Source organism: Sphingomonas sp. Leaf208, assembly GCF_001421415.1.
Classification (GTDB): Bacteria; Pseudomonadota; Alphaproteobacteria; order Sphingomonadales; family Sphingomonadaceae; genus Sphingomonas.
On record NZ_LMKH01000036.1, the window covers coordinates 119,042 to 143,537 of the forward strand.

At 65.9% G+C, this 24,496-nt stretch carries 20 protein-coding genes; 15 read left to right on the forward strand and 5 right to left on the reverse strand.

Annotated elements, in window-relative coordinates:
- Positions 1 to 3 precede the first annotated feature (3 nt).
- Both ASE69_RS18120 and ASE69_RS18125 read left to right on the forward strand, forming a co-directional pair.
- Positions 4 to 3,090 carry a TonB-dependent receptor plug domain-containing protein gene (locus tag ASE69_RS18120; protein WP_082453229.1) on the forward strand — a complete coding sequence of 1,029 codons (3,087 nt, stop codon included), beginning with the start codon at positions 4 to 6 and terminating at the stop codon, positions 3,088 to 3,090.
- 31 nt (positions 3,091 to 3,121) lie between these two features.
- Positions 3,122 to 4,051 carry a hypothetical protein gene (locus tag ASE69_RS18125; protein WP_235518966.1) on the forward strand — a complete coding sequence of 310 codons (930 nt, stop codon included), beginning with the start codon at positions 3,122 to 3,124 and terminating at the stop codon, positions 4,049 to 4,051.
- Between the two features lie 109 nt (positions 4,052 to 4,160).
- On the opposite strand, the gene ASE69_RS23080 is transcribed toward ASE69_RS18125, so the two are convergent.
- Complete coding sequence (locus tag ASE69_RS23080) at positions 4,161 to 4,943, reverse strand: thermonuclease family protein (protein ID WP_235518968.1); 783 nt, start codon at positions 4,941 to 4,943, stop codon at positions 4,161 to 4,163.
- A 105-nt stretch (positions 4,944 to 5,048) separates the two neighbouring features.
- On the opposite strand from ASE69_RS23080, the gene ASE69_RS22255 reads away from it, so the two are divergent.
- Positions 5,049 to 5,195: a hypothetical protein gene (locus ASE69_RS22255; protein WP_156362400.1), complete on the forward strand. Its 147-nt coding sequence runs from the start codon at positions 5,049 to 5,051 to the stop codon at positions 5,193 to 5,195.
- 266 nt (positions 5,196 to 5,461) lie between these two features.
- On the opposite strand, the gene ASE69_RS18135 is transcribed toward ASE69_RS22255, so the two are convergent.
- Positions 5,462 to 6,127 carry an outer membrane protein gene (locus tag ASE69_RS18135; protein WP_056065788.1) on the reverse strand — a complete coding sequence of 222 codons (666 nt, stop codon included), beginning with the start codon at positions 6,125 to 6,127 and terminating at the stop codon, positions 5,462 to 5,464.
- A gap of 297 nt (positions 6,128 to 6,424) precedes the next feature.
- Here ASE69_RS18135 and ASE69_RS18140 point away from each other — a divergent pair, with 297 nt between their 5' ends.
- Complete coding sequence (locus ASE69_RS18140) at positions 6,425 to 6,634, forward strand: hypothetical protein (RefSeq protein WP_056489665.1); 210 nt, start codon at positions 6,425 to 6,427, stop codon at positions 6,632 to 6,634.
- A gap of 36 nt (positions 6,635 to 6,670) precedes the next feature.
- Here ASE69_RS18140 and ASE69_RS18145 read toward each other — a convergent pair whose 3' ends face one another.
- Both ASE69_RS18145 and ASE69_RS18150 read right to left on the reverse strand, forming a co-directional pair.
- On the reverse strand, positions 6,671 to 7,015 hold the full coding sequence (locus ASE69_RS18145) for a hypothetical protein (protein ID WP_056065779.1): 345 nt from the start codon (positions 7,013 to 7,015) through the stop codon (positions 6,671 to 6,673).
- A 79-nt stretch (positions 7,016 to 7,094) separates the two neighbouring features.
- Entirely contained in the window at positions 7,095 to 8,354 is a 1,260-nt protein-coding gene (locus ASE69_RS18150) for a multidrug effflux MFS transporter (protein ID WP_056489666.1), read from the reverse strand.
- A gap of 128 nt (positions 8,355 to 8,482) precedes the next feature.
- On the opposite strand from ASE69_RS18150, the gene ASE69_RS18155 reads away from it, so the two are divergent.
- The 4 genes from ASE69_RS18155 to ASE69_RS18170 all read left to right on the forward strand — a co-directional run bounded on the left by ASE69_RS18155 (position 8,483) and on the right by ASE69_RS18170 (position 14,913).
- The gene (locus tag ASE69_RS18155) at positions 8,483 to 8,995 is read left to right on the forward strand and encodes a hypothetical protein (RefSeq protein WP_156362401.1); all 513 of its coding nucleotides are present in this window, start codon (positions 8,483 to 8,485) and stop codon (positions 8,993 to 8,995) included.
- A gap of 130 nt (positions 8,996 to 9,125) precedes the next feature.
- Positions 9,126 to 10,082, forward strand: coding sequence for an isopenicillin N synthase family dioxygenase (locus ASE69_RS18160; RefSeq protein ID WP_056489670.1), 957 nt, complete (start codon positions 9,126 to 9,128; stop codon positions 10,080 to 10,082).
- A 405-nt stretch (positions 10,083 to 10,487) separates the two neighbouring features.
- Positions 10,488 to 13,262 carry a DNA polymerase I gene (polA, locus tag ASE69_RS18165; RefSeq protein WP_056489672.1) on the forward strand — a complete coding sequence of 925 codons (2,775 nt, stop codon included), beginning with the start codon at positions 10,488 to 10,490 and terminating at the stop codon, positions 13,260 to 13,262.
- A 133-nt stretch (positions 13,263 to 13,395) separates the two neighbouring features.
- A complete protein-coding gene (locus ASE69_RS18170) occupies positions 13,396 to 14,913 on the forward strand; it encodes a lipopolysaccharide biosynthesis protein (RefSeq protein ID WP_056489674.1) in 1,518 nt (505 codons plus the stop codon).
- 5 nt (positions 14,914 to 14,918) lie between these two features.
- On the opposite strand, the gene ASE69_RS18175 is transcribed toward ASE69_RS18170, so the two are convergent.
- Positions 14,919 to 15,947, reverse strand: a complete 1,029-nt coding sequence (locus ASE69_RS18175) for a polyprenyl synthetase family protein (protein WP_056489676.1) — start codon at positions 15,945 to 15,947, stop codon at positions 14,919 to 14,921.
- A 149-nt stretch (positions 15,948 to 16,096) separates the two neighbouring features.
- On the opposite strand from ASE69_RS18175, the gene ASE69_RS18180 reads away from it, so the two are divergent.
- From ASE69_RS18180 to ASE69_RS18210, 7 genes are all read left to right on the forward strand, one after another.
- On the forward strand, positions 16,097 to 16,384 hold the full coding sequence (locus ASE69_RS18180; RefSeq protein WP_056489678.1) for a chorismate mutase: 288 nt from the start codon (positions 16,097 to 16,099) through the stop codon (positions 16,382 to 16,384).
- Between the two features lie 196 nt (positions 16,385 to 16,580).
- Positions 16,581 to 17,282: an AcvB/VirJ family lysyl-phosphatidylglycerol hydrolase gene (locus tag ASE69_RS18185; RefSeq protein WP_056489680.1), complete on the forward strand. Its 702-nt coding sequence runs from the start codon at positions 16,581 to 16,583 to the stop codon at positions 17,280 to 17,282.
- A 10-nt stretch (positions 17,283 to 17,292) separates the two neighbouring features.
- Positions 17,293 to 17,679, forward strand: a complete 387-nt coding sequence (locus ASE69_RS18190) for a DUF2147 domain-containing protein (protein WP_056489683.1) — start codon at positions 17,293 to 17,295, stop codon at positions 17,677 to 17,679.
- 4 nt (positions 17,680 to 17,683) lie between these two features.
- Positions 17,684 to 20,230: a bifunctional lysylphosphatidylglycerol flippase/synthetase MprF gene (mprF, locus tag ASE69_RS18195; RefSeq protein WP_200924199.1), complete on the forward strand. Its 2,547-nt coding sequence runs from the start codon at positions 17,684 to 17,686 to the stop codon at positions 20,228 to 20,230.
- A 19-nt stretch (positions 20,231 to 20,249) separates the two neighbouring features.
- Positions 20,250 to 20,909 (forward strand): dTMP kinase, encoded by a 660-nt coding sequence (locus tag ASE69_RS18200; protein ID WP_056489687.1) that lies wholly within the window; start codon positions 20,250 to 20,252, stop codon positions 20,907 to 20,909.
- Positions 20,910 to 21,114: 205 nt separating this feature from the next.
- Positions 21,115 to 23,562: a TonB-dependent receptor gene (locus ASE69_RS18205; protein ID WP_056489689.1), complete on the forward strand. Its 2,448-nt coding sequence runs from the start codon at positions 21,115 to 21,117 to the stop codon at positions 23,560 to 23,562.
- Between the two features lie 13 nt (positions 23,563 to 23,575).
- Positions 23,576 to 24,382, forward strand: coding sequence for a TOBE domain-containing protein (locus ASE69_RS18210; RefSeq protein ID WP_082453230.1), 807 nt, complete (start codon positions 23,576 to 23,578; stop codon positions 24,380 to 24,382).
- Positions 24,383 to 24,496 lie beyond the last annotated feature (114 nt).

Sequence of the window (24,496 nt, forward strand, 5' to 3'; positions counted from 1 at the left end):
GCAATGGTTTCTAGAATCACGACTCTGTCGGCTCACGTCCGCGCCAGCATTTGGGCGCAAGAGACATCGCGTTTAACGACAGCGGCACGATCGGTTTCTACCGTTTCCAGTCCGACTACACGGCAACGGCGCACCCTCATCGCCGGATCGAGCAGCATCGCCGCGCTTATCCTCTCGCTATACGCAGCGCCGTCTTTCGCACAGGCCGCACCGCCGCAAACCACCGACACCGTCGTCCCCGCAGAGCCGGTCGCCGAGACGCCCAAGGCCGCCGAACCCGAGGCCGTCAGAACGGCGGACATCATCGTCACCGGCTCCCGGATCCAGTCGAGCGGCTTTACCGCCCCGACGCCGACCACGGTCATCAGCGAAGCCGATATCCAGAACAACGCGCAGCCCAACGTCTTCACGACGATCGCGCAGCTGCCGTCGTTGCAGGGATCGAGTGGCTCGACGACCAACACCTTCAGCACGTCGAGCGGCCAGCAGGGCCTGAGCTCGTTCTCGCTCCGGGGCCTCGGCACGATCCGTACACTCACCCTGGTCGACGGCCAGCGCGTCGTCGGCGCCTATTATACCGGCGTCACCGACGTCAGCCTGCTCCCGCAATTGCTGATCAAGCGAGTCGACATCGTCAACGGCGGCGCGTCGGCGTCCTACGGATCGGACGCGGTCGGCGGCGTCGTCAACTTCATCACCGATACGCATTTCCAGGGCTTCAAAGGCAATATCCAGGGCGGCATCACCAATTACGGCGACGACGGCCAGGGCCTGATCCAGCTTGCCGCGGGACGGAGCTACCTGAACGATCGACTCCACCTCGTCGTCAGCGGCGAATATGCCAAGGAAGCAGGTGTCGGCCCCGGCGATTTCGGCACCGACCTCGCCGGTGGTCGCGACTGGTTCACGCAGACGACGATGATCAACCGCAACGTCGTCGACGACGGATCGCCGCAATACGTCCTGCGCGACTTCGCCCAGCCGTATAACTTTACGAAATACGGCCTCATCACCGCCGGTCCACTGCAAGGCACAGCGTTCGACCAGAGCGGCCGCCCCTTCCAGTTCCAATATGGCTCGAACGGCGTGCCCGCACGTGACAATTCCGGCGCGGTTCGAGGCTGCCTGCCCGGCTTTTGCGTCGGCGGCGACCTGTCGGGGAACATCGATACCGGCCGCACCTTGCAGTCAGCGATCCAGCGCCTCGATAGCTATGGGCGTATCGGCTATGATTTCGCGACCGACAACGAGGTCTATGTCAGCGTCAATGTCGGCCAGGTGAAGACTCACAACCAGCCAACCAACGGCGCCAACCGACCCGGCCTGAGGCTCCAGTGCGCCAACCCGTTCGTCCCGGCGTCGATCCAGGCGGCGTGCGCGACCGCGGGGATCACGGACTTCCAGTTCGGCGCCAGCGTCGCGATCCTGCCGAACACGATCGTTCATACCGACCGCCGCCAATACCGTGTCGTCGGCGGCCTGAAGGGCAAGTTCGATATCGGTGGCTCGCCCTGGACCTATGACGCCTATTACGAGCGCGGCATCACCGATACCGCAATCGACGTCGACGACATCGTCCTCACGCCGCATTTCAACCAGGCGATCCAGGCGATCACGCTCAACGGCGCGATCGTCTGCGCCAATCCGGTCGCACGCGCCAATGGCTGCATCCCGCTCAACATCATCGGCGGCGCGACGCCCTCCGAGTCGGCACGCCGGTATGTCCAGCCAGAGAACGGCCCGATCCAGCGCCTCCACTTGACGCAGGACGTCGCGAGCCTCGCCTTCTCCGGCACCCCCGTCGAGCTCTGGGCGGGTCCCTTGTCGGTCGCGTTCGGCGGCGAATATCGCAAGGAATTCTACAAGGTCCGTGCCGATGCATACGGCGCCGGCGTTTCCACGCTCAGTCCCTATACCAGCGAATACCCCGCCGACCCGACGCTGCTAACCGCAGGCAACAACTGGTATGCCGGCAACTACAAGAACGGCACCGGCGCCTACGACGTCAAGGAAGCATTCCTCGAGCTCGATGTCCCGCTGTTCAAGTCGGACATGATGGGCAGGGCCAACGTCAACGGCGCGGCCCGCATCACCGACTACAGCACGTCAGGCCGGGTCTGGACGTGGAAGATCGGCGGGACATGGGACACGCCGCTCAACGGACTTCGCCTGCGCGGCGTCACCTCGCGCGACGTTCGCGCACCCAATCTGTCCGAACTGTTCGCCGCACCGGTGACGACGACGCTGCCCAACTTCCTCGACCCTGCGCGCAACGTGAACGTCGTGGCTATCCAGAACGCGATCGGCAACCCGGCACTCACGCCCGAGATCGCGCGCAATACCGAGGTCGGCGCGGTCTATGCCAACCCGTCCTGGCTGCCGGGGTTCAGTGCCTCGGTCGATTACTATAACATCAAGGTCACCGACGTGATCTCCAGCCTCGGCGCCGCGCAGATCGTTGACCTGTGCTTCCGCAACATCCTGCCCGAAACGTGCAGCGCGTATAATCTCAACAACACCGCCGGCCCCAATTTCATCAACACGCAGGCGTTCAACCTCGCCTCGATCAAGACCGACGGCTTCGATATCGAGGCAAGCTATCGGTGGCGGCGCCCGCTCGGTGTGGACGGGACGTTCACGCTCCGCGGCCTGGCGACGCACATCCGGAAGTTCGTCACGGATACCGGCCTGCCGGGGACGATTCCGACCGACGGCGCCGGCGTCAACCTCGGTGCCACCCCGCGCTGGAAGCTGCTCGCGGTACAGGCGTTCAGCAACGACCGCTTCAGCCTGACGGTGCAGGAACGCTGGTTCAGCGACGGCAATTACGGCAACCAGTACGTCGTCTGCGCGCCCGGAACCTGCCCCAAATCGACCACGACCGCGCCGACGATCGACCGCAACTTCATGCCCGGCGCCTTCTATCTCGACGTCGGCGGAACGTATAATATCACCAAACAGGTGTCCGGGTATTTCAAGGTCGACAACGTCTTCGATCACGACCCGGCAGCCTCGCCGCAGAGCGCCAACCCGGCGTTGTACGACATCGTCGGGCGCATCTACCGTGTCGGCGTCCGCTTCTCGTTCTGACGCTCCACGCCCACCCATACGGAGATCCAGCATGCGCGCTCTCGCCCTTCTGATTGCCGGCATCATGCTGGGTTCGCCCGCGATCGCGCAGACCGCTAAAGGCGCGGCGGCGCAATCTGCGGCACTGGAACGCGGGTCCGGCGCCTACCCCGCGATCTTCGAGGAACGACCGGAGCTGCCCGACCATGTCGTCTACCGCCCGGCGAATCTTGGTGCGCTGGGTCGGGCCAAGCTCGGGATCTACGTCTTCGGCAATGGCGGCTGCAGCGCAGACGGGACGAGTTCGCGCAACCACCTGCTGGAGATCGCCTCGCACGGCTATCTCGTCATCGCGTCGGGCACGATCCCCAAGCCAAAGTCCGACGCCGCGACGAGCCCCGCCCCCGCCCCAGCGCCCGGCACGAAGCTGACCTCGGCAACGTCGACACGCGCGCTGACCGACGCGATCGACTGGGCGCAGCGTGAGAATTCCCGCGCCGGCAGTCCGTTCAAGGGCAGGATCGCCACCACCGAGATCGCGGCGTCCGGCTGGAGTTGCGGCGGCTTGCAGGCGCTATCCGCCGCACAGGACCCGCGCGTGACGACCGCGGTGATCATGAACAGCGGCTTCTTTCCCGAGGGCGCGAACCCGATCGGCGGCGTGGTGTCCGACAAGGCGTTGCTGAAGACGCTGCACGGCTCGATCCTCTACGTTCTCGGCGGCCCGACCGACATCGCGGCCGCGAACGGCACCGACGATTTCCAGCGGATCGACCACATCCCAGCGGCGCTGGTCAACATACCGGTGGGTCACGGCGGCACCTACATGCAACCGCATGGCGGTATCGCGGCGGAGGTCGTGACCGCGTGGCTGGATTGGCGGCTGAAGAACGATCGCACCGCCGCCGCACGCTTCGTCGGCAAGGACTGCGGGTTCTGTCAGGACAAGCGGATCACGATCGAGCGCAAGCACTTCGACTAAGCGAGCCGTCCGCACCATGACGGACGGAGAGAGGGAAACCACGGTTCCCGAAGGTCGACGTCGGTAACCCAGACGAGGATGATCGCCGGGAGGACGCCGCGCCGCCCCGTCAGAACCAGCCGGTCCGACACCAGGGCGCGCGCTTGCCCCCACCATAACGTCGCGCGAGCCCGGTCCGTACCAGCGCCTCGCCGAGCGATTTCCCGTCACGCTCGACGATGCGCAGTTTGCGGCCATAGCGATCGACGTCGCGCTTGATCGGGACCAGCGTGAAGGGGCCGGCGTTGAGCAGCGCCTGCATCTCGAGCGTGGCGGCCTTGCCGGCGCGGGCTTCGGACGCGCAACGGGGCGGATGGGTTTCGGGCGTGTCGATGTCGGCGATGCGGATCTTGGTGCCCGCCATCCAGAAGGTGTCGCCGTCGACCATGCAGTCGATCCGCTTGGCATGGCCGCATATCGTGAATCGCGCGGATACCGCCTTGCCGCCCGACAGCGCGGAGGCGGCGGCAGCGGCGGTCGACGCCGCACTCGCGACGCCTGCCGCGGTGGCCAGCGCCCCGGTGGTGGTGGAAGCGGCGGCGGCGGCAGCGTTTGCCGAGGACGACGCGTCCGCCGCGGCAGCGCCCGCGGCCTTGCTCCAGCCGCCCGGCACACGCAGATGACCGGCGGGCCAGGCGATGCCGAACCCGCTGGGCCATTCGACCTTCAAACCCGGCGGCACCAAAGCGGCCCAGTCGATCTGGCGGATCACCGGCACCATCAGCCCGAGCAGCACGCCGTAGAATACCAGGCGGAGTTGCAGCAGGACTCCGGGCGCCGGGCGTCGACCGGATCCACCGCGGCGCGTGGCGCCAGCGCGATCGCCACTCAGCAACCGCATGAAATCAAACACATACTCCATCGTCCCTCGCGCGTACGCGCGCGCGCGACGATGTCACCTCGCGGCGGCGAAGGTTGCGACGGGCGGAGTCGGAAATAAGGCGAACGCATCGTGAACATGGACAGGATGCGTGTCTCGGGTGCGACAGCCGATGCGCGTCGCGGCACCAGCGACGTGGCGGAGCAACCTCAGGGTGGCGTCCAGCATCCCGGGAACGCGCCGTGGGCCCGAGCGATGCTGCTGTCCTACATCGCCGAGCCGTGATCAGATGCGGCGTGAGCATGGCATCCATCCGCATCCGGACGACCGATTACGACGCTGTCGCGCGATGTGCACAACCGCGCCAGCGTGTGAACTTTGTGCACTTCCGCGCAATCCGGGCATTGGCGACACTGCGGTGGCAAGCGTTCGAACCGCTCGATCTCGGCCCAAAAACCCAACGATTCCAGACGCACGAAAGGCGGGAAATGGCCCTAGCCACTCCCCGCCCCCGCTACGCGTCCAGCTTGAACCTCTTGCGAGGCAAAGGCTTAGAAGTGCGTGATGATACCGAGCATCGGACGGAAGCTCTGCGCGTCGCCGAAGGTGTTGACCTCGGCGCGGATGCGGAAGCCTGCGTTGCCGGTGATGCCCTTCAGGCCGATGTTCTGCGGACCGACTTCTGCGCCGATGCCGTAGGTGATCGCGCTGTAGTCACGACCGGTGTCTGCGACGACGTTCGAACGACCCGAGAAATGGTCGAAGTTGACCCACTGGTAGCCGACCTTGCCGTAGATCAAGCCGCTGTCGCCAGCGCGGAAACCGAAGCGGCCTGCTGCGCCGTATTCCCAATCGATGTTGCCATCGATGCCCTTGATCACGTTGCCTTCTGCGCCGACGAAGACCGGGCCGAGCGGCACGTTCACGCCGAGCACGCCCTGAACCAGCGAGCCCGATGGCTTGTAGCTGCGACGGGTCGAACCGTCAGCGTTGATCGCCTGCGGAATGCCGTGGCCGCGCTCGTTGTCGAACTGCTCCCAGCCGCCCATCACGCCGAAATACGGCTCGATGCCGAATGCCTTCGAGCCGTCGGGCGCTGCTGCTTCGCCGGGCTGTGCGCTGTTGTCGACAGGTGCCGGTGCCGACATGTCCTGCGCGAAGGCGGGAACTGCGACCGTTGCGGCGGCGAGGGCGATTGCCAGGGAAAGCTTACGCATGAGTTTGACCTTATACCGTGTTGTTGCGTGGATCGCCGACTGCACGGTGCGTCGGTTCGGTCCAGGCAAGCCAAACCGGTCGGCGAGCACATGGTTGCACAAAAAACGTCACATTCAGGGAACTGTTCCGCTGTGTTGCGTTACAGCAACGGTTCCTGTCATTTGGATGAACGAACCATGGCCGCTGCGGGGCGGACTAGGCAGGAATACAGCGGAAAAGCGGCAAAAAGCAGCCGCGGCTGGTGTTAACGCCGTCTGTTTACCCTCTGGTGACAACCAGTGTGCGATGCAGCATCGATGGGGTTTTCACGCCTGTTCCGCAGCCGCTGGGCGGCGCTCTTCTGGTCGGCGGGAATCGTGTGGACGGCCTATGACGTCGCCAGCGATGCACCGGAACCGGCCCCAACAAACGCGACTTCGGGTAACACGGTGGAGCAACCAACTGACGCCGCCGGTGCTGCATTCAACGCAGACGATCTCGCGATCCTCGCGAACGCGGCCGGCTGAGGGCGACGCGCCTGTCAGAGGCGCGTCGCGAATAGTTCAGGGCTTCAGCGCGACGTCGTCGGCGTCCTTCAGGTCTTCGTCGTCGTCGATCGTGTCGTCGTCGAGTTCGTCCTGTACGTCGTCCTCGTCCATGTCGGCTTCGTCCATCGTCACCGACGAGTCCGTCTCGCCGACCTCTTCGGAGTCCATCTTGGTCTCGTCGATCGACTCATCGTCGGTGTCGTCTTCGCCGAGGTCGGGTTCGAGGTCGGTCAGGATGATGCCGTCGCTCGGCCCGTTGCGCGTGGCCTCGAGGATCTCGGCGCGCTGGCTCTCGTCATAACCCTCTTCGTCATAACCGTCGTCGCCCGAACCGGCACTCGGCACCTGATGTCCGCCCATGGTCACACTCCCTCGTTCCAGGACGCCCGCGTGATGCGGGCCTACCGGATGCGAACGGTGGACGTGCGCGGTGGTTCCTTCAAGCGCGCACTGGCGCCGTCGACGCCGGCCGGAACAAGCGACCGCGCTCGGTCACCAGGATCGACAGCAACGCGGCGAGCCCGGCGAGCAGGAACCCACCGACCAGCGGCACGGTGGTGCCGTTGAACGCCTGGCCGATCAATGCGCCGAACACCGCGCCAATGGTCACGCTCAAGAACCCCTGCACGCTAGACGCGGTACCGGCGATCCGCCCCATATTCTCCATCGCCATCGCCGAGAAATTCGACGTCGCCAGCCCGAAACACCCAAGCGTCAAAGCCTGGAAGACCGCGAAGCTGACCAACGTCTCGAACCCGACCTCGATCGCAAACAGGTGGACGAGCGACACGAGGATCATCAGCGACAGCGCACCATGGCTGATCAGTCGCGTCCCCAGCCGCATCACGATCCGCGAGTTGAGCAGGTTGCAGATCGCCATCGTCACCGACGTGGTGGCAAAGATCAGCGCGAGCAGCGACGGCTTGTGGAACACGTCCGCCATGATCTGCTGGATCGAATTGAGATAGCCGTACAGGGATCCGAGCAACGCGGTCGAGGCGAGCGTGTAGCCAAGCGAATTGCGGTCGCCGAGCGTCTGCCGCCAGTCGCTGAGGATCCGCCCCGGCGTGATCGGCAGGACATTCTCCGGCGCCAGCGTCTCGGGCATCCGCAGATAGAACCAGATCAACACCCCCAGCGTCAGCACCGCAACCGTCCAGAAGATCGCGCGCCAGTCGCCGAACTGGAGCACCGCCCAGCCGAATGTCGGCGCCAATATCGGCACGATCATGAACACCATGAACGCGATCGACATGACCCGCGCCATCGCCCGCCCGTGATAACAGTCCCGCACCAGCGCGATCGTCGCGACACGGGCCGCGGCGATCACCGCGCCGCCAAACGCGCGCGCGGCCAGCAACAAAGTGAAGCTTCCCGCGGTCGCGCAGGCAACGTTGGCGATGATGTAGAGCATGAGCGACCAGAGCAGCACCGTCCGCCGCCCGAACCGATCCGCGAGCGGGCCGTGGACGAGCTGCGCGACGCCGAAACCGATCACGAACGCGGTCACGACGAACTGCCGCCCGTTCTCGGTCGCGACACCGAGCGAGTCGCCGATCGCCGGCAGCGCGGGCAGCATCGAGTCGATACCGAGCGCGGTCAGCGACATCAGCGAGGCGACGAGCGCGACGAACTCGACGAAGCCGATCGGCGCGCCGCGCATCGCTGGCGCGTCGGATTGGGGATCCTGGGTCTGCATGATGCGTGGCCCTGTACCCGCTCGGGCGGTCGCGCGGAACCCGCTAACCGGCGCAGCTACACGACGATTGCGCAGTGCGCCGCCGATCCCTATCTGTATTGCCAGAACAACACACTTCGGAGATGACCATGATCCGCCCGTATTTGCTCGCCGCTGTCGGTCTCACCAGCGTGCTTGCCCTGTCCGCCTGCGATCGCTCGAACGAGGGCGCGTCGGTCTCGATCAACGCCGACGGCGGCAACGTCCTTGGCGCGATCAACGGCGAAACCGGCGAAATGAAGATCGACGTGCCCGGCTTCCAGGGCTCGGTGAAGCTGCCGAAGATCAAGATCGACACGGGCAATTTCGATCTCAATGGCGTGCGGCTGTATCCGGGGTCTTCGATCAAGAACCTGAATATCGTCGGTAACGAAAACAACGGTAGTGATGCAGGCAGCGGCCTACGTGTTGCATTTACCAGCCCGGCGACTCCGCTAATCGTCCGTGACTGGTTCGCGCAGCGCTTGGGCAAGGTCGGCTACAAGGTGCACGGCGAAGGCGCGAATCTGATCGGCACGACCGACGAGGACAAACCCTTCCGCCTCGAACTCGCCCCAGATGGCGAGGACAAGGCGACCGGCACGATCGTCATCAGCGGATAAGTCTACGATCCTCTCCCGCCAGGGGGAGGATCATTACAGATTCCAAATCCAGACCAACCCTAACCCAAGCATTTGGCACGGCACCCCCAATCCCCTATATCGGGCGTCCCCCAATCCGGACACGCACCTCATGCTCGACACCCCCGCCGCCCAGGTCCCGACGCTCAGCCTCGCCACGCAGGATACCGACCCCGACGGTTTCGCCGCCGCGTTCGGCGAATCGTTCGAGCGGTACGGCTTTGCGATCGTCGCCGACCACGGCATCCCCGCCGACCTGATCGAGCGCGCCTGGGCCGAGACCAAGCTCCTGTTCGACCTCCCCGAGGACGAAAAGCGTGGCTACCACATCCCCGGCGGCGGCGGCGCGCGCGGCTACACGCCGTTCAAGACCGAGATCGCCAAGGACGCCAAGGTCGTCGACCTCAAGGAATTCTGGCACGTCGGTCGCGAACTGCCGGAAGGTCATCGCTATGCGGACACGATGGCGCCGAACGTCTGGCCGACGCGGCCCGAGGGCTTCAAGCCGGTCTTCCTCGAACTCTTCGCCGCGTTCGACCGCGCCGGCGACAAGCTCCTGTCTGCGATCGCGCGCCATCTGAAGCTTAAGCCCGACTGGTTCGATCCGGCGGTGAAGGACGGCAACAGCATCCTCCGTTTGCTGCATTACCCGCCGATCCCCGTCGATGCGGAAGGCGTCCGCGCCGGCGCGCATGAGGACATCAACCTCATCACGCTGCTGCTCGGTGCCGAGGAAGCCGGGCTCGAACTGCTCGACCGCGCGAACGGCCGCTGGCTGTCGATCAAGCCGCCCGAGGGCGCGATGGTCGTCAACGTCGGCGACATGCTCCAGCGGCTGACCAACAACGTGCTGCCCTCGACCACGCACCGCGTCGTCAACCCGCCCCCCGAGCGCCGCGGTCACTCGCGCTATTCGATGCCGTTCTTCCTGCACCCCGCGCCAGACTTCCTGATCGAGACGCTGCCGGGCACGATCACGCCGGACAACGCGAACCGCTATCCGAACCCGATCACCGCGCATGATTACCTGTACGAGAGACTGGTCGAGATCGGGCTGATCAAGAAGTAGGCGAGCTATCGATCCTCCCCCGCCAGGGGGAGGTGGCTGGCACTCGCCAGACGGAGGGGGAGGAAAGGTGTAACCGCTGTTGCATATCCTCCCCCTCCGTCACCTTCGGTGCCACCTCCCCCTGGCGGGGGAGGATTGTAATGACAGGCACGCTCCACAAACCCCAAACATGCCTTCCTTCCCCACCCCGGCGAAGGCCGGGGCCCAATTGGGGGACGGTGATAACGAAGCGCAGCGCGCCGTTACGACCACCTTTCCAATTGGGCCCCGGCCTCCGCCGGGGTGGTGCGTTTCTCGAGACCGCTAAAGCGAGGCAAACACCCCACCGCTTTTCTCCCCACCTGATACCCAACAAGCACGCATCGCCCATTGGTGCGCGCCCTCGCATCCGCTAGACCGCGCGCGATGCCCCATCTCTATCTCGTCGACGGCTCCGGCTATATCTTCCGCGCCTATCACCGGCTGCCGCCGCTCACCAACAAGCATGGCGAGCCGGTCGGCGCGGTGTATGGCTATACGACGATGCTGTGGAAGCTCGCAGACGAGGTCCACGCCGCCGACGGCCCGACCCACATGGCGGTCATCCTCGACAAGTCGTCGAAGACTTTCCGCAAAGATCTCTACGACAAGTACAAGGCGCAGCGTCCGCCGCCGCCCGAGGATCTCGTCCCCCAGTTCCCGATGATCCGCGACGCCACGCGTGCGTTCAGCCTTCCCTGCATCGAGACCGAGGGCCTCGAAGCCGACGACATCATCGCCTGCTATTCGAAGGCCGCACTCGCCCAAGGCTGGGAAGTCACGATCGTCAGTTCCGACAAGGATCTGATGCAGCTGATCGAGCCCGGACTCGACATGTACGACACGATGAACAACCGCCGGCTCGGCGCGGAGCATGTCGCGGAGAAATTCCACGGCGTCTCGCCCGCGCAGCTCGGCGACGTGCTCGCGCTGATGGGCGACAGCGTCGACAACGTCCCCGGCGTCCCCGGCGTCGGCCCCAAGACCGCGGCGAAGCTGATCCTCGAACACGGCGATCTCGAATCCGTGCTCGCCGCCGCCGACGGCATGAAGAAGGGCAAGCTCCGAGACAATCTGATCGAGCATGCCGAGATGGCACGGCTGTCGAAGGTGCTCGTCACGCTCAAATGCGACGTCGCGCTGCCCGAGCCACTGGAGGATCTCGAACTCAAGGGCATCCCCGACGCCCCCCTGCGCGCGTTCCTCGAACATCACGGCTTCAAGTCGCTGATCGCCAAGCTTTCCGCGGTTGCCGAGGCCCCAGTCGAAGAGTCGACCGTCGTCGCGGACATGGACGACGACGAGCCCTGCAAGCACGATGACTATGAAACCGTCGTCGACGAAGCCGCACTCGATCGCTGGATCACGGTGGCGAAACATCAGGGCTGGATCGCCATCGACACCGAGACCACCGGCATCGACGCGACGCGCGCGGACCTGGTCGGGATCAGCATGGCGCTGCACCCGAACCTCGCCTGCTACGTACCTATCGCGCATGGCGGCACCGATTTGCTCGCGGAAAACCCGGTCCAGCTCGATCGCGCGCTCGTGCTAGAGAAACTGAAGCCGTTGCTGGAGGACCCGAGCGTCCTGAAGATCGGCCACAACCTCAAATACGACATGATCGTCCTCGGCCGCGCCTATGCGTCGACCGGCGGCGTGCAGATCGCGCCATTCGACGACACGATCGTGATGAGCTTCGATCTCGACGCCGGGTTGCACGGCCACGGCATGGACGAACTCGCCGCCACGCACCTCTCGCACAGCTGCATCGCGTTCAAGGACGTCGTCGGCACCGGCAAGACGCAGCGGACCTTCAACGAAATCGACCTCAAGGCCGCCACGCGCTACGCCGCCGAGGATGCCGACGTGACGCTCCGTCTCTGGCGCCGCTTCAAGCGCCGCCTGCCCGCGGAAGGCTCGACCCGCGTCTACGAGATGGTCGATCGCCCGCTCGTCCCCGTCATCGCGCAGATGGAGATGCACGGGATCAAGGTCGATGCCGCCAAACTGTCGAAGCTCTCGACCGAGTTCGCCGGCCAGATGGCGAGCCTCGAAACCGAAATCCACGCGCTCGCGGGCGCGCCGTTCACGATCGGCAGCCCCAAGCAACTGGGCGACGTGCTGTTCGAGAAGATGGGCATCAAGGGCGGCCGCAAAGGCAAGTCCGGCGTCTATTCGACCGACGTCAACGAACTCGAGCGCATCGCCGCGGACAAGGATTCACCCGGCGCGGTGATCGCACGCAAAGTGCTTGACTGGCGCCAGTTGTCGAAGCTGAAATCGACCTACACCGACGCGTTGCAGGCGCAGATCAATCCGGCGACGGGTCGCGTCCACACGTCCTACTCGCTGACCGGTGCGCAGACCGGCCGCCTGTCGTCGACCGATCCCAACCTCCAGAACATCCCCATCCGCACCGAGATCGGCCGCCAGATCCGCGACGCGTTCGTGGCCGAGCCCGGCAACGTCATCCTCGCCGCCGATTACTCGCAGATCGAGCTACGGCTGGCCGCGCACATGGCCAACGTCCCCGCGCTGAAGGCAGCGTTCGCGAACGGCGACGACATCCACTCGCTGACCGCGCAAGAACTGTTCGGCGAGGTCAACCGCGACACGCGCGGCCGGGCGAAGACGATCAACTTCGCGATCCTCTACGGCATCTCGCGCTGGGGACTGGCCGGCCGCCTCGACGTGACCGCGGACGAGGCGCAGGCGATGATCGACCGCTATTTCGATCGTTTCCCCGGCATCTCCAACTACATCGTCGAGACGACGGAGAGCGTCCGCGCGACCGGTTTTACGACCACGCTGTTCGGCCGCAAGACCCACTTCCCCCGCATCCGCTCGAAGATCCAGCACGAACGCCAGGGCGCCGAACGCGCCGCGATCAATGCGCCGATCCAGGGGACAAGCGCCGACATCATCAAGCGCGCAATGGTGCGGATGGGGCCGGCGTTGCTCGAAGCGGGGCTGCCGAACGTCCGCATGCTTCTCCAGGTCCACGACGAACTCGTGTTCGAACTGCCGGAAGGTGACGTGGACGCAGCTAAGCCCGTAATCGAACGCGTGATGGCGGCGGCGGCACAGCCTGCGGTAACGCTCGATGTGCCCCTCGGCATCGAGATCGGCACCGGCCTGAGCTGGGGCGCGGCGCATTGAGCCAGTCGATGCCCGAAAACCTTCCCCCCTCCCTGGAAGGGAGGGGCCGGGGGTGGGTAGGCTCGAGGCAGGCGCAACCGAACCTCACGGGCGAACCCACCCCCTACCCCTCCCTTTCAGGGAAGGGGGAAGAGTGACCGAGGCCACTCAGGACATCGACACGCTCGCCAAGGGCGGTCGCACGAACATCGCCGGCTTCGTCCTCCGCCTCGCCGCGCGTATCCCGTTCCTGTTCATCGCCGGCCGCATCTACGGCCCTGACCTCGTCGGCCGCTTCGCGATCGCGGTCGTGGTGGTCGAACTCGCCGCGCTTCTCGCGACGCTCGGGCTGAAGCGCGGCCTCGCGCAGGCCCTCAGCAGCGCCGACCGCCCGCACGCCAACGTCGTCTGGGACGCGATGGCGGTCGCGTTCGTCGCGTCGCTTATCGCCAGCGCGGTGCTCTGTACGTTCCCGCAGATCATGTATCCGAACAGCGCGATCACCGGGCTCGACCGGTTCCTGCCGCTGATCATCGTCGCGGTCGCCTGGTCCGACGTCAGCCTCGCCGCGCTCGCCTACCGCCTCAACGTCAAGGCAGCGGTCACTGCCCGCGCGGTGGTCGAGCCGTGGACGATCTCGATCGCCGCCTGGGCCTTCTCGTATTTCACGATCCGCGATGGCCTCGTGCTGAGCTACGTCGCGTCGATGACCGCAGCGCTGATCGCCAGCCTCGTGCCGTTCCTGCGCAGCTACGGCATTCCGCGTGGCTGGAAACCGCAGCTCCGCCCGCTCTACGCGCTCGCCCGCGCCAACGTGCCGCTGGCCGGCGCGGACATCCTCGAATGGGGCAGCCGTAACGTCGACCGCTTCATCCTAGGCGTGATGTTCGAGCCGAAAATTGTCGGTATCTATTACATGGCACAGCAGGTCGCGAGCCTGCCGCAGAAGCTTAAGACCAGCTTCGACCCGATCCTCGGCCCCGTCATCACCCATAGCCTCGCGATCAACGACCGCGCGGCGATCGCCAATCAGGTGCGGCAAGTCGCGTTCTGGATCATGGCGGCGCAGGGCGGGCTCGCGCTGATGGGTTCGATCCCTGGCGAAGCGGTGATGGGCGTAGTCGGCCCGCAGTTCGTCGCCGGCACCGCCGCGCTTGCGTTCCTTCTCACTGCCGAAGTCCTTGCCTCGACCGGCGCAGTCAGCGAGTCCGCGCTCGTCTACATCGCCCGACACCGCAACCTGATGATCTCGGCGGCGATGCTCGCCTTCCAGGTCGGTCTGAGCTTTGCGCTGATCTTCACGATCCGGGCACTGGGCTATCCCGTCAATTACCAGGCCGCTGGCCCGGCGATCGCACTGATGCTGTCGGTGGGTCTGACCTCGATCATCAAGTCGAAGCTGCTCGGCCATCTGCTCGGGACCAGCGTCTCGCCGTGGCGCTGGCCACTAGTGTGGGCCGCACTAGCAGCGATCGTGGTGGGCGCAGGCTTCACCGCGCTACCCAAGCGTTACGAATGGGTCGAGCTGGCGATCGGCGAACCCGCGATCGCGGCCACCTATCTCTACATCCTGTGGAAATACGCGTTTGGCCCCGCGGACCGCGCCTTGTTCGGCAAATCGACGCCGGTCGGCGAGGCGACGCTGCCGAATGCCGGATCACCGATCCGCTAGCGCGATCAGTATGCGCGGGCGACCGCGAACTCGACGGCTTCGATCATGGCGTCCTTGGCGGCGCCGTTAGGGAAGCCGGCGATCGAGTCGATCGCGCGCTGGCCGTAATGCCGGGCGCGCGCGAACGTGTCATCGATCGCGCGGGTGGAGCGGATCAGGCGGATCGCGTGTTGCAGATCGGCCTCGCTGTCACGACGACCTTCGACCGCATCCTTCCAGAACGCGCGGTCTTCGTCCGAGCCACGCGCATAGGCGAGGATCACCGGCAGAGTCATCTTGCCCTCGCGGAAGTCGTCGCCCGCATCCTTGCCCATCGTATCAGCATCGGAGACGTAATCGATCGCATCGTCGACCAACTGGAACGCGATGCCGAGATTGCGGCCATAGGCATCGAGCGCAGCCTCCTCGGCCTCGGGACGATCGGCGACGACCGCCGAAATCCGGCACGCAGCCGCGAACAACGCCGCGGTCTTCGCGCCGATGATGTCGAGATACCGCTCCTCGCCGAGACCGACGCGGCGCGCGGCGGTAAGCTGATTGACCTCGCCTTCCGCGATGACCGCACTGGTCGAGGACAGGATCTTCAGCGCCTTGAGGCTGCCTGCCTCGACCATCAGTTCGAAGCTGCGGCTGAACAGGAAATCGCCGACCAGCACGCTGGCCGGGTTGCCCCAGATGATGTTGGCGGTGCGCTTGCCGCGGCGCAGGTCCGAGCCATCGACGACGTCGTCGTGGAGCAGCGTCGCGGTATGGATGAACTCGACCGCGGCGGCGAGCAGGTGATGCTGCGTACCGGTATAGTCGATCAGTTGCGCGCTCGCGAGCGTCAGCATCGGCCGCATCCGCTTGCCGCCACCCGCGATCAGGTGACCGGCGAGTTCGGGGATCAGCGGGATCTCGGACTCCATCCGGCCGCGGATCACCGCGTTGACGTGATCCATGTCGCCACGGACAAGCTTGACCATCGGGTCCAGCGAGGGCTGGGACTCGGGCGTGGGACGAAGGGTGTCGAGGCGGTGGACGGTGGCGCTCATCTTCCCGAGCCTCTGACGCCTATGCCCCTGCAAAGCAACCCTTGCCGGGCGTCGGCCTGCACCGGCTCGCCCCGATCTGCTGTGCGACGCCTTGCCGATCCGGCCACGTCGCCGCAAAAGGCGCGCCGAACCAACGAAAGGGTATTTTGGTGGCTGACGACCTGTTGACCGGATACCGCCAGAGCATCGACAACATCGATGCGGCACTGATCCACATGCTCGCGGAGCGCTTCAAGGTGACGCAGGCGGTGGGTCGGCACAAGGCGACGCACGGCCTGCCCCCCGCGGATCCCGGCCGCGAGGAGCGCCAGATCGCACGACTGCGGCACCTCGCGGCGGAGGCGCAGCTCGATCCCGAGTTTTCCGAAAAATTCCTGCGCTTCATCATCGACGAGGTGATCCGTCACCATGAGCGGTTGGCGCACGATCCGGTTTGAGGGGCGAGACGGTTCTCCCCCTCTCCCTGAAAGGGAGGGGTCGGGGGTCGGTCGGTTTCCGCATATCAGACCGTTACGGCACGAGCGCGCCAACCCACCCCCCAGCCCCTTCCTTTCAGGGAGGGGAGCAGTGCGTGAAGAAAACTTCACTATCGCTCCACGTGCCGATCACCCGCCCCGGTGCAATCGGTTGCGGATGACGTGGCTCTACCGATCCCTGCTCGCGCTGGTCCTGGCCGCTATCGCCGCGGCTGGCTTCATGGGCTGGCTCGGCTATTTCGGTGGGCCGCTTTTTACCGATGTCCATCCTACCAAACCGCAGCGGCCGTTCGCCGTCGTGCTTCTCACCGGCGATCTCGGCTACAAGATCGGCATGGCGCCCCAGATCGCGCGACGGCTGGCGGCGGACGGCGTGCCGGTGGTCGCGGTCAACACGCTGACCTATCTGCGTACGACGCGGACGCCGGCGGACATCACGACGCTGATCGCGCGCGCAGAACAGCGCGCGTTGCGGCTCGGCCACACCGACCGGGTGGTGCTGATCGGCCAGTCGTTCGGCGCGGACATGTTGCATGTCGGGCTGGTCGACCTTGCCCCCGAACTGCGCGCCAAGATCGCCAAGGTCGCGCTGATCGTGCCCGAGGACAACGTCCAGTTCCGTGCGTCACCAAGCGAGGTGTTCGATCTCTGGACCCCGACCGTCGACGCGATGCCGACCGCGCGCCGGCTGACCTGGGCACCTCTGCTATGCGTCCAGGGCGTGGAGGAAGTCGGCAGCCTGTGTCCGTTGCTGACCCAGGCCAATGCGACGCGGATCGCGTTGCCGGGCGGACACCCGCTTCACCGCGACGCCGATGCGCTCTACGAGGTGCTGGCGCGGTTCGTTTTCGCGGATTGAGGATCGACCGATGATTCCTGTGATGATGGCGCTCGCGATGGCCGTGGGCAGCCCGGCCCCTGCTTCCCCCGTGGAAGGCACCTGGCACAATCCGAAGAACAGCGTGGCCGTGAAAACAGGCGCCTGCGGGGACAGGCTGTGCGGCTGGGTGGTGCGCGCCAGCGACGAGGCGCAGGCCGACGCCCGCGATGGCGGCACGCCGAAACTGATCGGCACCGCCTTGCTCCGCGAATATCGCCCTAGCGGCCGCGGGAAATGGTCGGGCCAGATCTTCGTCCCCGACATGGGCCGCACCTTCGGGTCGACGCTGACGCTGGTCGACGCGAATACGATCGACGTGAAAGGCTGCCTGATCGGCGGGTTCCTGTGCAAGACGCAGACCTGGCACCGCGGTTGACCCGATGACGACTCGTCCGTTCGTTATTCGGATTCGCGACTGGATCGCGCATCGCCGGGGCATGCTGATCGCGCTGGCGGTACTCATCGTCGCGGTGCTTGGCTTCGCTGCGATCCACAAGCTGACCGCCGAAATCCGCCTGTCCGAAGTCCGCGCCGCGTTTTCCGCGCTCGGCTGGTCGCAGCTCTCGGTGGCGATCGGGCTGACCGTCGTCAGTTATATCGCGCTGACCTTCTACGATTCGATCGCCCTGAAAGTGATCGGTCATCCACTGCCGTGGCGGACGGCTGCAGTCGCGTCGTTCACGAGCTACACGATCAGCCACAACCTTGGGCTGGCCATGCTGACCGGCGGGTCGGCGCGATACCGCGTGTATAGCCGCGCCGGGCTAGACGAAGCCGCCGTGGCGCGCGTCGTGCTGATAGCCGGCGTGACGTTCTGGGCGGGGGTCATCACCGTCGCGTGCCTGTCGATGGCGATCCATCCGGGGACGCTACCGATCGTCAAGTGGACGATGCCGCCTCTGCTCGAGCGCAGCGTCGGCATCGTCATCCCGCTCGTCATGCTGGGGATCGTCCTGCGTCACCGCCAGGGCGGATCGATCGGACTGCTGGGCTGGCGGCTGCCGTTGCCGAACTGGCGGCAGGCGCTCGCGCTCCTACTGGTCTCGACGGTCGACCTGGCGGCGGCAAGTGCGGCGTTGTTCGTGCTGCTCCCCAATGCCTCGCCCGAGCTCTATCCGGTGCTGTTCCTCGGCTACGCGGTGGCGATTGTCGTTGCGTTGATCAGCCATGTGCCAGGCGGGCTCGGCGTGTTCGAGGCGGTGATCATAGCGACGATGCCGCAGGACAATGCGACGGTCCTCGCCGCGCTGCTCGCCTACCGGATCATCTATTACGTCGCGCCGCTGATCCTCGCCGCAGTGTTGATGGCGTTCCACGAGGGACGCCAATGGCGTGGGCGAGGCACCGATCCGCTCGCAATCGCACTGCCGCTAGCGCCCTTGCTGCTGGGCGTGCTGGTGTTCCTGAGTGGCGCGATGCTGCTCGTGTCGGGCGCACTGCCCGCGGCGCCCGGTCGCATGGACACGCTGGCGACGATCCTGCCGCTGCCGATCAGCGAGATGGCGCACGTCGCGGCGAGCCTCGTCGGCGTGATGCTGCTGCTGGTCGCGCTTGGCCTGTACCGGCGGCTCGACGGCGCGTTCTGGGCGGCGCGGACGTTGCTCGTTGCAGGCGCGCTGCTGTCGATCGCGAAAGGTCTCGATTACGAGGAGGCGACGATACTGCTGCTGACCGCCGCCGCGCTGCAATGGACGCGCGCGGCGTTCTACCGGCGGACGCGGCTGACCGCGGAGCCGTTGTCGCCTGAGTGGCTGGTCGGCGTTGGCGCCGCGATCGGGCTGTCGGTGCTGATCGGCTTCTTCGCCTATCGCCGCGTCGGCTATTCGAGCGACCTGTGGTGGCAGTTCGAAACCAACGCCAACGCCTCGCGCTTCCTGCGCACCAGCCTCGCGGTCGGGCTGTTGCTGATCGGCGCGGCGATCTGGCGGCTGTTCGCGGCGGCGCCCGTGCCGATGGTCCACGACATGCTGCCCGACGACGTCGCGACCGCCGCGCTCGCGCATGCCGACCGCACCGACGCGATGCTCGCCTTCACCGGCGACAAGCGCTTCCTGGTCTCGGACAGCGGCGACGCGTTCCTGATGTATCAGGTGAAGGGCGCGAGCTGGATCGTGCTCGGTGACCCGGTGGGACCAAGCGAGGCATGGTCCGAACTGTTATGGGCGATCCGCGCGCGCGCCGACGCCGCACAGGGGCGGCTGCTGCTGTACCAGATCGGCCTGCGCATCGTCCCGATCGCGATCGAGATGGGCCTCAAGCTGGTCAAATACGGCGAGGAGGCGACGGTCGAACTGGACGGCTTCACGCTGGAGACGCCCGAAATGCGCAGCGTGCGGAAGGCAAGCCGCGTCGCCGAACGCGCAGGCGCAGCGTTCGAAGTCGTGCCAGCCGCTGCGATGTCCGCGCTCATCCCCGAACTGCAAGCGATCTCCGACTGGTGGCTGGCCGACAAGGATCATGCAGAAAAGAGCTTCAGCGTCGGTCGGTTCGAGCCGGGATATATGGCGAAGTTCGACTGCGCGGTGGTGCGGATCGAGGGCAGGATCGTCGCCTTCGCCAACGTCTGGGGTACGCCGAACAGGCAGGAGCTGTCGGTCGACCTGATGCGCCACGCCGAGGACATGCCGCAGGGTGGCATGGACTTCCTGTTCACGCGGCTGATGCTGTGGGGGCACGAGCATGGCTATCGCAATTTCTCGCTGGGGATGGCGCCGCTGTCGGGGATCGAGGCGCGGCGGCTGTCGCCGACCTGGTCGAAGGTGGCGGCGTTCCTGTTCCGCCACGGCGAACGCTTTTACGGGTTTGCAGGCCTGCGCGCGTACAAGGAGAAGTTCAGGCCGAACTGGACGCCGCGCTATATCGCCTCGCCGGGCGGCACGTCCTTGCTGCGCGGGCTGATCGATTTGCGGGCTTTGGTGAGCCGGTAAGCCTTGCTAGGGCTCTTCCATGAGCTTCCTCCTGGCAATCGAAGGCGCCGACGGCGCGGGCAAGGCCACCGCCTCGGCATTGGTGGTCGAGCAACTGCGCGCCGCGGGCCGCACTGCGGACGTCGTATCGTTCCCGCGCTATACCGAGACGGTCGGCGGCTGGGCGCTCGGCGCGATGCTGGCAGGGACCTTGCCGCGCGGCACGTCCCCCAGGGCGGCGGCGGTGTTGTATGCGCTCGACAGGATGGAGTCGCGCGACCATCTGTTGGCGACGATGGCGGCGAACGACGTGGTGGTGTTCGACCGGTATATCGCCTCGAACATGGCGTATCAGGCGGCGCAGGTGCCGGCGGACGAGGCTGACGCGATGATGGCGTGGATCGCTGATTTGGAGACGGGCTCGTTCGCGCTGCCGAAGCCTGACCTGTCGGTGTATCTCGACACGCCGGCCGCAATCGCGCGCGGGCTGATCCTGAAGAAGCGCAAGCGATCCTACACCGACGATGCGTTCGACGCGTACGAGGCCGATACCGGACTGCAGGACCGGGTGCGGACGAACTATGCGGCGATGGCCGAGGTCGGGTTGTTGGGCCGCTGGGCGACGGTGTCGACGGTAGCTGACGGCGCGTCGCGCTTGCCCGCCGAGATCGCCGCGGAGATCGTCGCACTTCTCGCCTGACGCCGTACCACCCCGGCGAAGGCCGGGGCCCAATTGGAAAGGTCACAGTAATGGCACGCGACGCTCGCCAAGCGTCGTCCCCCAATTGGGCCCCGGCCTTCGCCGGGGTGGGGGATGTATCGGCGCGTGCGCGTCCGGAAATCCCCCTATCCGTTTCGAAACTTCCCGTTATGTAGCTTGACCATATAACGCAGGGGTGACGACAATGCGGGGACATGATTTCACGCGGCTAAGTGCCGTGCTGCTGGCGACGACGTGCCTGCCCATGATGGCAAACGCGCAAACCAGCGCCGCTAATCCGGAACAGGCTCGCACCGAAGGCCGCGTCGCACAACCAAGCGAACCCGACACTTCGATGGAAGTGATCGTCACCGCCCGTCGTCGTGCGGAAAACGCGCAGAAGATCCCCGGGTCGCTATCCGTTGTAAGCGGCGCGCTTCTCGACCGCTCCTATACCGTGAACACGCAACAGCTCGCACAGCTCGTCCCCGCGCTGAACTACAGCTCGGCCAATCCCCGCAACACCGCGTTCACGATCCGCGGGCTCGGCAGCAGCGTCGTCGCGGTCAGCCAGGCCAATGACGGTTTGGAACCCGGCGTCGGCTATTATGTCGACCAGGTCTATCACGCGCGCCCCGCCACCGCCGCGTTCGATTTCAGCGACATCGAGCAGGTCGAAGTTCTACGCGGCCCCCAAGGCACGCTGTTCGGTAAGAACTCCACCGCCGGCGCGATCAACATCACCACGCGCGCTCCGACCTTCACGACGCAGGGCGAGGCCGAGATCAGCTATGCGAGCTACAACTTCGTGCAGGTGAAGGGTGCCGTCTCGGGCCCGATCATCGGCGACACGCTCGCCGGCCGCGTGTCGGTGGTCAGCACGCGCCGCGACGGCGTGATCGACAACGTCGTCACCGGCCGCGATCAGAACACCATCGGCAACCAGGCGATCCGCGGGCAATTGCTGTTCCGCCCTTCGGAAGTGTTCCAGGTGAAGGTCAGCGCCGACTTCACCAACTTCCAGAGCAACTGCTGCACGCAGGTCTATTACAATGTAGCGACCCGGCCCGGCAGTGGTACCGATGGCCGTCTGTTCCGCACCGCCACGCGCCAGTTCGGCGGCCCGACCGGCCTCGCCGCGCAGTTCAACTACGCACCGCCCAGCACCAATCCGTACGACCGCAAGACCGACATCGACGCGGCGCTGGGCGTCGACACCAATGAAGGCGGTGTGGGCGTGATCGCGGACTGGAACCTCGGGGCCGCGACGCTCACCTCGGTCAGCGCATGGCGGTTCTGGAACTGGGATGCCGACAACGATCGCGACTATACCGGCATCCCGATACAGACCGAACAGCACATCCCCGCGCGACAGGACCAGTATAGCCAGGAACTGCGCCTCGCCTCGAACGGCGACCACAAACTGAGCTACGTGGGCGGGCTATATTTCTTCCGCCAGCGCGTCATCGGCCGCCCGATCTCGATCTACGGCCCCGCCGCCGCACGCTATCTGATCGGCACGTCGACGGGCACGGGCGCCGCTGCAACCGCCGTCCCCAGCAACCTGCTCGACGGCTACGGCACCGACGGCCGCACCGATTTCCGCTCGGACAGCTATGCGGCATTCGGCGAAGTGAACTGGAAGCCGGTCGATCGCCTCACCCTGACTGGCGGGCTTCGGTATACCTACGAAGAGAAGGAGGGGACGTACGACACCTTCACCTTCGGCGGCTTGCAGACGACCAACGCCGCACTGAACGCAGCCAAGCTGTCGATCCTGCGAGGCCAGAACTACGCCGCCAGCGACAAGGACGGCGCGCTGACTGGGCGCGCGAACATTGCGTATCAGGCGACCGACGGCATCCTCGCCTATGCCAGCTACGCGCGCGGCGAGAAGTCGGGCGGGATCAACATGTCCGGCCTCCCGCTCAACGACCGGAACCAGCCCGCGATCGGCACCGCAGTCGTCCGCCCCGAGAAGAACACCGCGTACGAGATCGGCCTCAAGACGCAGCTGTTCGACAATCGCCTGATCTTCAACGTCGACGGCTATTACACGCGCGTCACCGATTTCCAGGCGAACGTCACCGACACGCGCGCCGCCGCCGCGCTCCGCACCTACCTCGCCAACATCCCGAAAGTGACGGTGCGCGGGTTCGAGGCCGACGCGACCGCACTCGTCACGCGCAACCTGTCGCTGCGCGGCAGCGTCGCCTACGCCGACGGCAAGTTCAATTCCTACCCGGCGGCCCCCTGCCCGATCGAGCGGATCTTCAACACCGCAGCGTTCTGCGATCTCAGCGGCCAGCGCCTGTCCAGCCTGCCCCGCTGGTCGTACACGCTCGGCGCGGACTACAACCAGCCGATCACCGACATCGGCAGCGGCTTCGTCCACGTCGATTCGAATACCCGCACGCGGCAGTTCGGCGATCCTTCGGGGTCGGCGTTCACGGTCATCCAGGGCTACACGATCGTCAACGGCAGCATCGGCTTCCGGTCGAAGCAGGGCTGGGAACTCGCCGTCTTCTCGCGCAACCTGCTGAACAAGGACTACATCCAGAACGTGACGATCCAGGCGGGCAATTCGGGCCTGATCCTCGCCACGCCGAGCGACCCGCGCACGATCGGGCTTACCTTCCGCATCAAGCAGTAGGTATGAGGGGGCTATGACGCTACCGACGCCCCCCCCCCTCCACGCCACGATCCTGCTCGCCAAGGACCAGACAGGCCGCGTCGGCGCCGACCGGATCGCGCTGCTCCGCGCGATCCGCGATGGCGGCTCGATTACCAGCGCGGCGAAGGTCGTGGGGCTGAGCTACAAGGCGGCATGGGACGCGGTGCAGGTGATGAACAATCTGTTCGACCGCCCGCTCGTGCTCCCCGCAGCGGGCGGCAAGGACGGTGGCGCGAGCCCGATCACCGAGGCGGGCGTGGCCGTGCTCGACGGTTATGCGGTCGCCGAGGCCGAGCTCGCCAGCGCGATGGCGCGGATCGAGGCTAGCGTGTCGAACGGGCTGTCGCTGAAGCCGCTGCTATGGGGAATCGGAATGAAGACGAGCGCACGCAACGTGTTGCGCGGCACTGTGTCGCGCGTGACGCCGGGGACGATCGATGCCGAGGTTACGCTGGCGGTGGCGGATGGCGTCGAGATCGTCGCGACGATCACGCGCGGCAGCGCCGAGGATCTAGGACTAGTGCCGGACGCGACCGCGCTGGCGCTGATCAAGTCGAGCTTCGTTATCCTCGCACGCGGCCACGAGAGCCTGCGGACGTCGGCCCGCAACACGCTGGCGGGGACCGTTATCGCGCGCGAGGATGGCGCGATCTCGAGCGAAGTGACGCTGGAACTGACGCTCGGCAAAACGCTGACCGCGACGTTGACCAAGGAGAGTGCGGAGGCGCTCGACCTGCAGATCGGCACGCGCGCACTGGCGTTGATCAAGGCGAGCCACGTGATCCTGGCGGTCGAGTAAGACCTCTCCGTCGAGCGGCACCACCCCGGCGGAGGCCGGGGCCCAGTTGGGAGACGCCGCCAACTACCCACTGCCCTCCGTTACCTCGGCCTTGCCGACTGGGCCCCGGCCTCC

Coding starts and splice junctions, on each gene's coding strand:
- ASE69_RS18160 (WP_056489670.1), top strand. CDS start 9,126: ATGCTCGACACCCCCGCCGCCCAGGTCCCGACGCTCAGCCTCGCCACG.
- ASE69_RS18155 (WP_156362401.1), top strand. CDS start 8,483: ATGATCCGCCCGTATTTGCTCGCCGCTGTCGGTCTCACCAGCGTGCTT.
- ASE69_RS22255 (WP_156362400.1), top strand. CDS start 5,049: ATGGACAGGATGCGTGTCTCGGGTGCGACAGCCGATGCGCGTCGCGGC.
- ASE69_RS18135 (WP_056065788.1), bottom strand. CDS start 6,127: ATGCGTAAGCTTTCCCTGGCAATCGCCCTCGCCGCCGCAACGGTCGCA.
- ASE69_RS18185 (WP_056489680.1), top strand. CDS start 16,581: ATGACGTGGCTCTACCGATCCCTGCTCGCGCTGGTCCTGGCCGCTATC.
- ASE69_RS18125 (WP_235518966.1), top strand. CDS start 3,122: ATGCGCGCTCTCGCCCTTCTGATTGCCGGCATCATGCTGGGTTCGCCC.
- ASE69_RS18190 (WP_056489683.1), top strand. CDS start 17,293: ATGATTCCTGTGATGATGGCGCTCGCGATGGCCGTGGGCAGCCCGGCC.
- ASE69_RS18145 (WP_056065779.1), bottom strand. CDS start 7,015: ATGGGCGGACATCAGGTGCCGAGTGCCGGTTCGGGCGACGACGGTTAT.
- ASE69_RS18175 (WP_056489676.1), bottom strand. CDS start 15,947: ATGAGCGCCACCGTCCACCGCCTCGACACCCTTCGTCCCACGCCCGAG.
- ASE69_RS18120 (WP_082453229.1), top strand. CDS start 4: ATGGTTTCTAGAATCACGACTCTGTCGGCTCACGTCCGCGCCAGCATT.
- ASE69_RS18205 (WP_056489689.1), top strand. CDS start 21,115: ATGCGGGGACATGATTTCACGCGGCTAAGTGCCGTGCTGCTGGCGACG.
- polA (WP_056489672.1), top strand. CDS start 10,488: ATGCCCCATCTCTATCTCGTCGACGGCTCCGGCTATATCTTCCGCGCC.
- ASE69_RS18210 (WP_082453230.1), top strand. CDS start 23,576: ATGACGCTACCGACGCCCCCCCCCCTCCACGCCACGATCCTGCTCGCC.
- mprF (WP_200924199.1), top strand. CDS start 17,684: ATGACGACTCGTCCGTTCGTTATTCGGATTCGCGACTGGATCGCGCAT.
- ASE69_RS18200 (WP_056489687.1), top strand. CDS start 20,250: ATGAGCTTCCTCCTGGCAATCGAAGGCGCCGACGGCGCGGGCAAGGCC.
- ASE69_RS18140 (WP_056489665.1), top strand. CDS start 6,425: ATGGGGTTTTCACGCCTGTTCCGCAGCCGCTGGGCGGCGCTCTTCTGG.
- ASE69_RS18150 (WP_056489666.1), bottom strand. CDS start 8,354: ATGCAGACCCAGGATCCCCAATCCGACGCGCCAGCGATGCGCGGCGCG.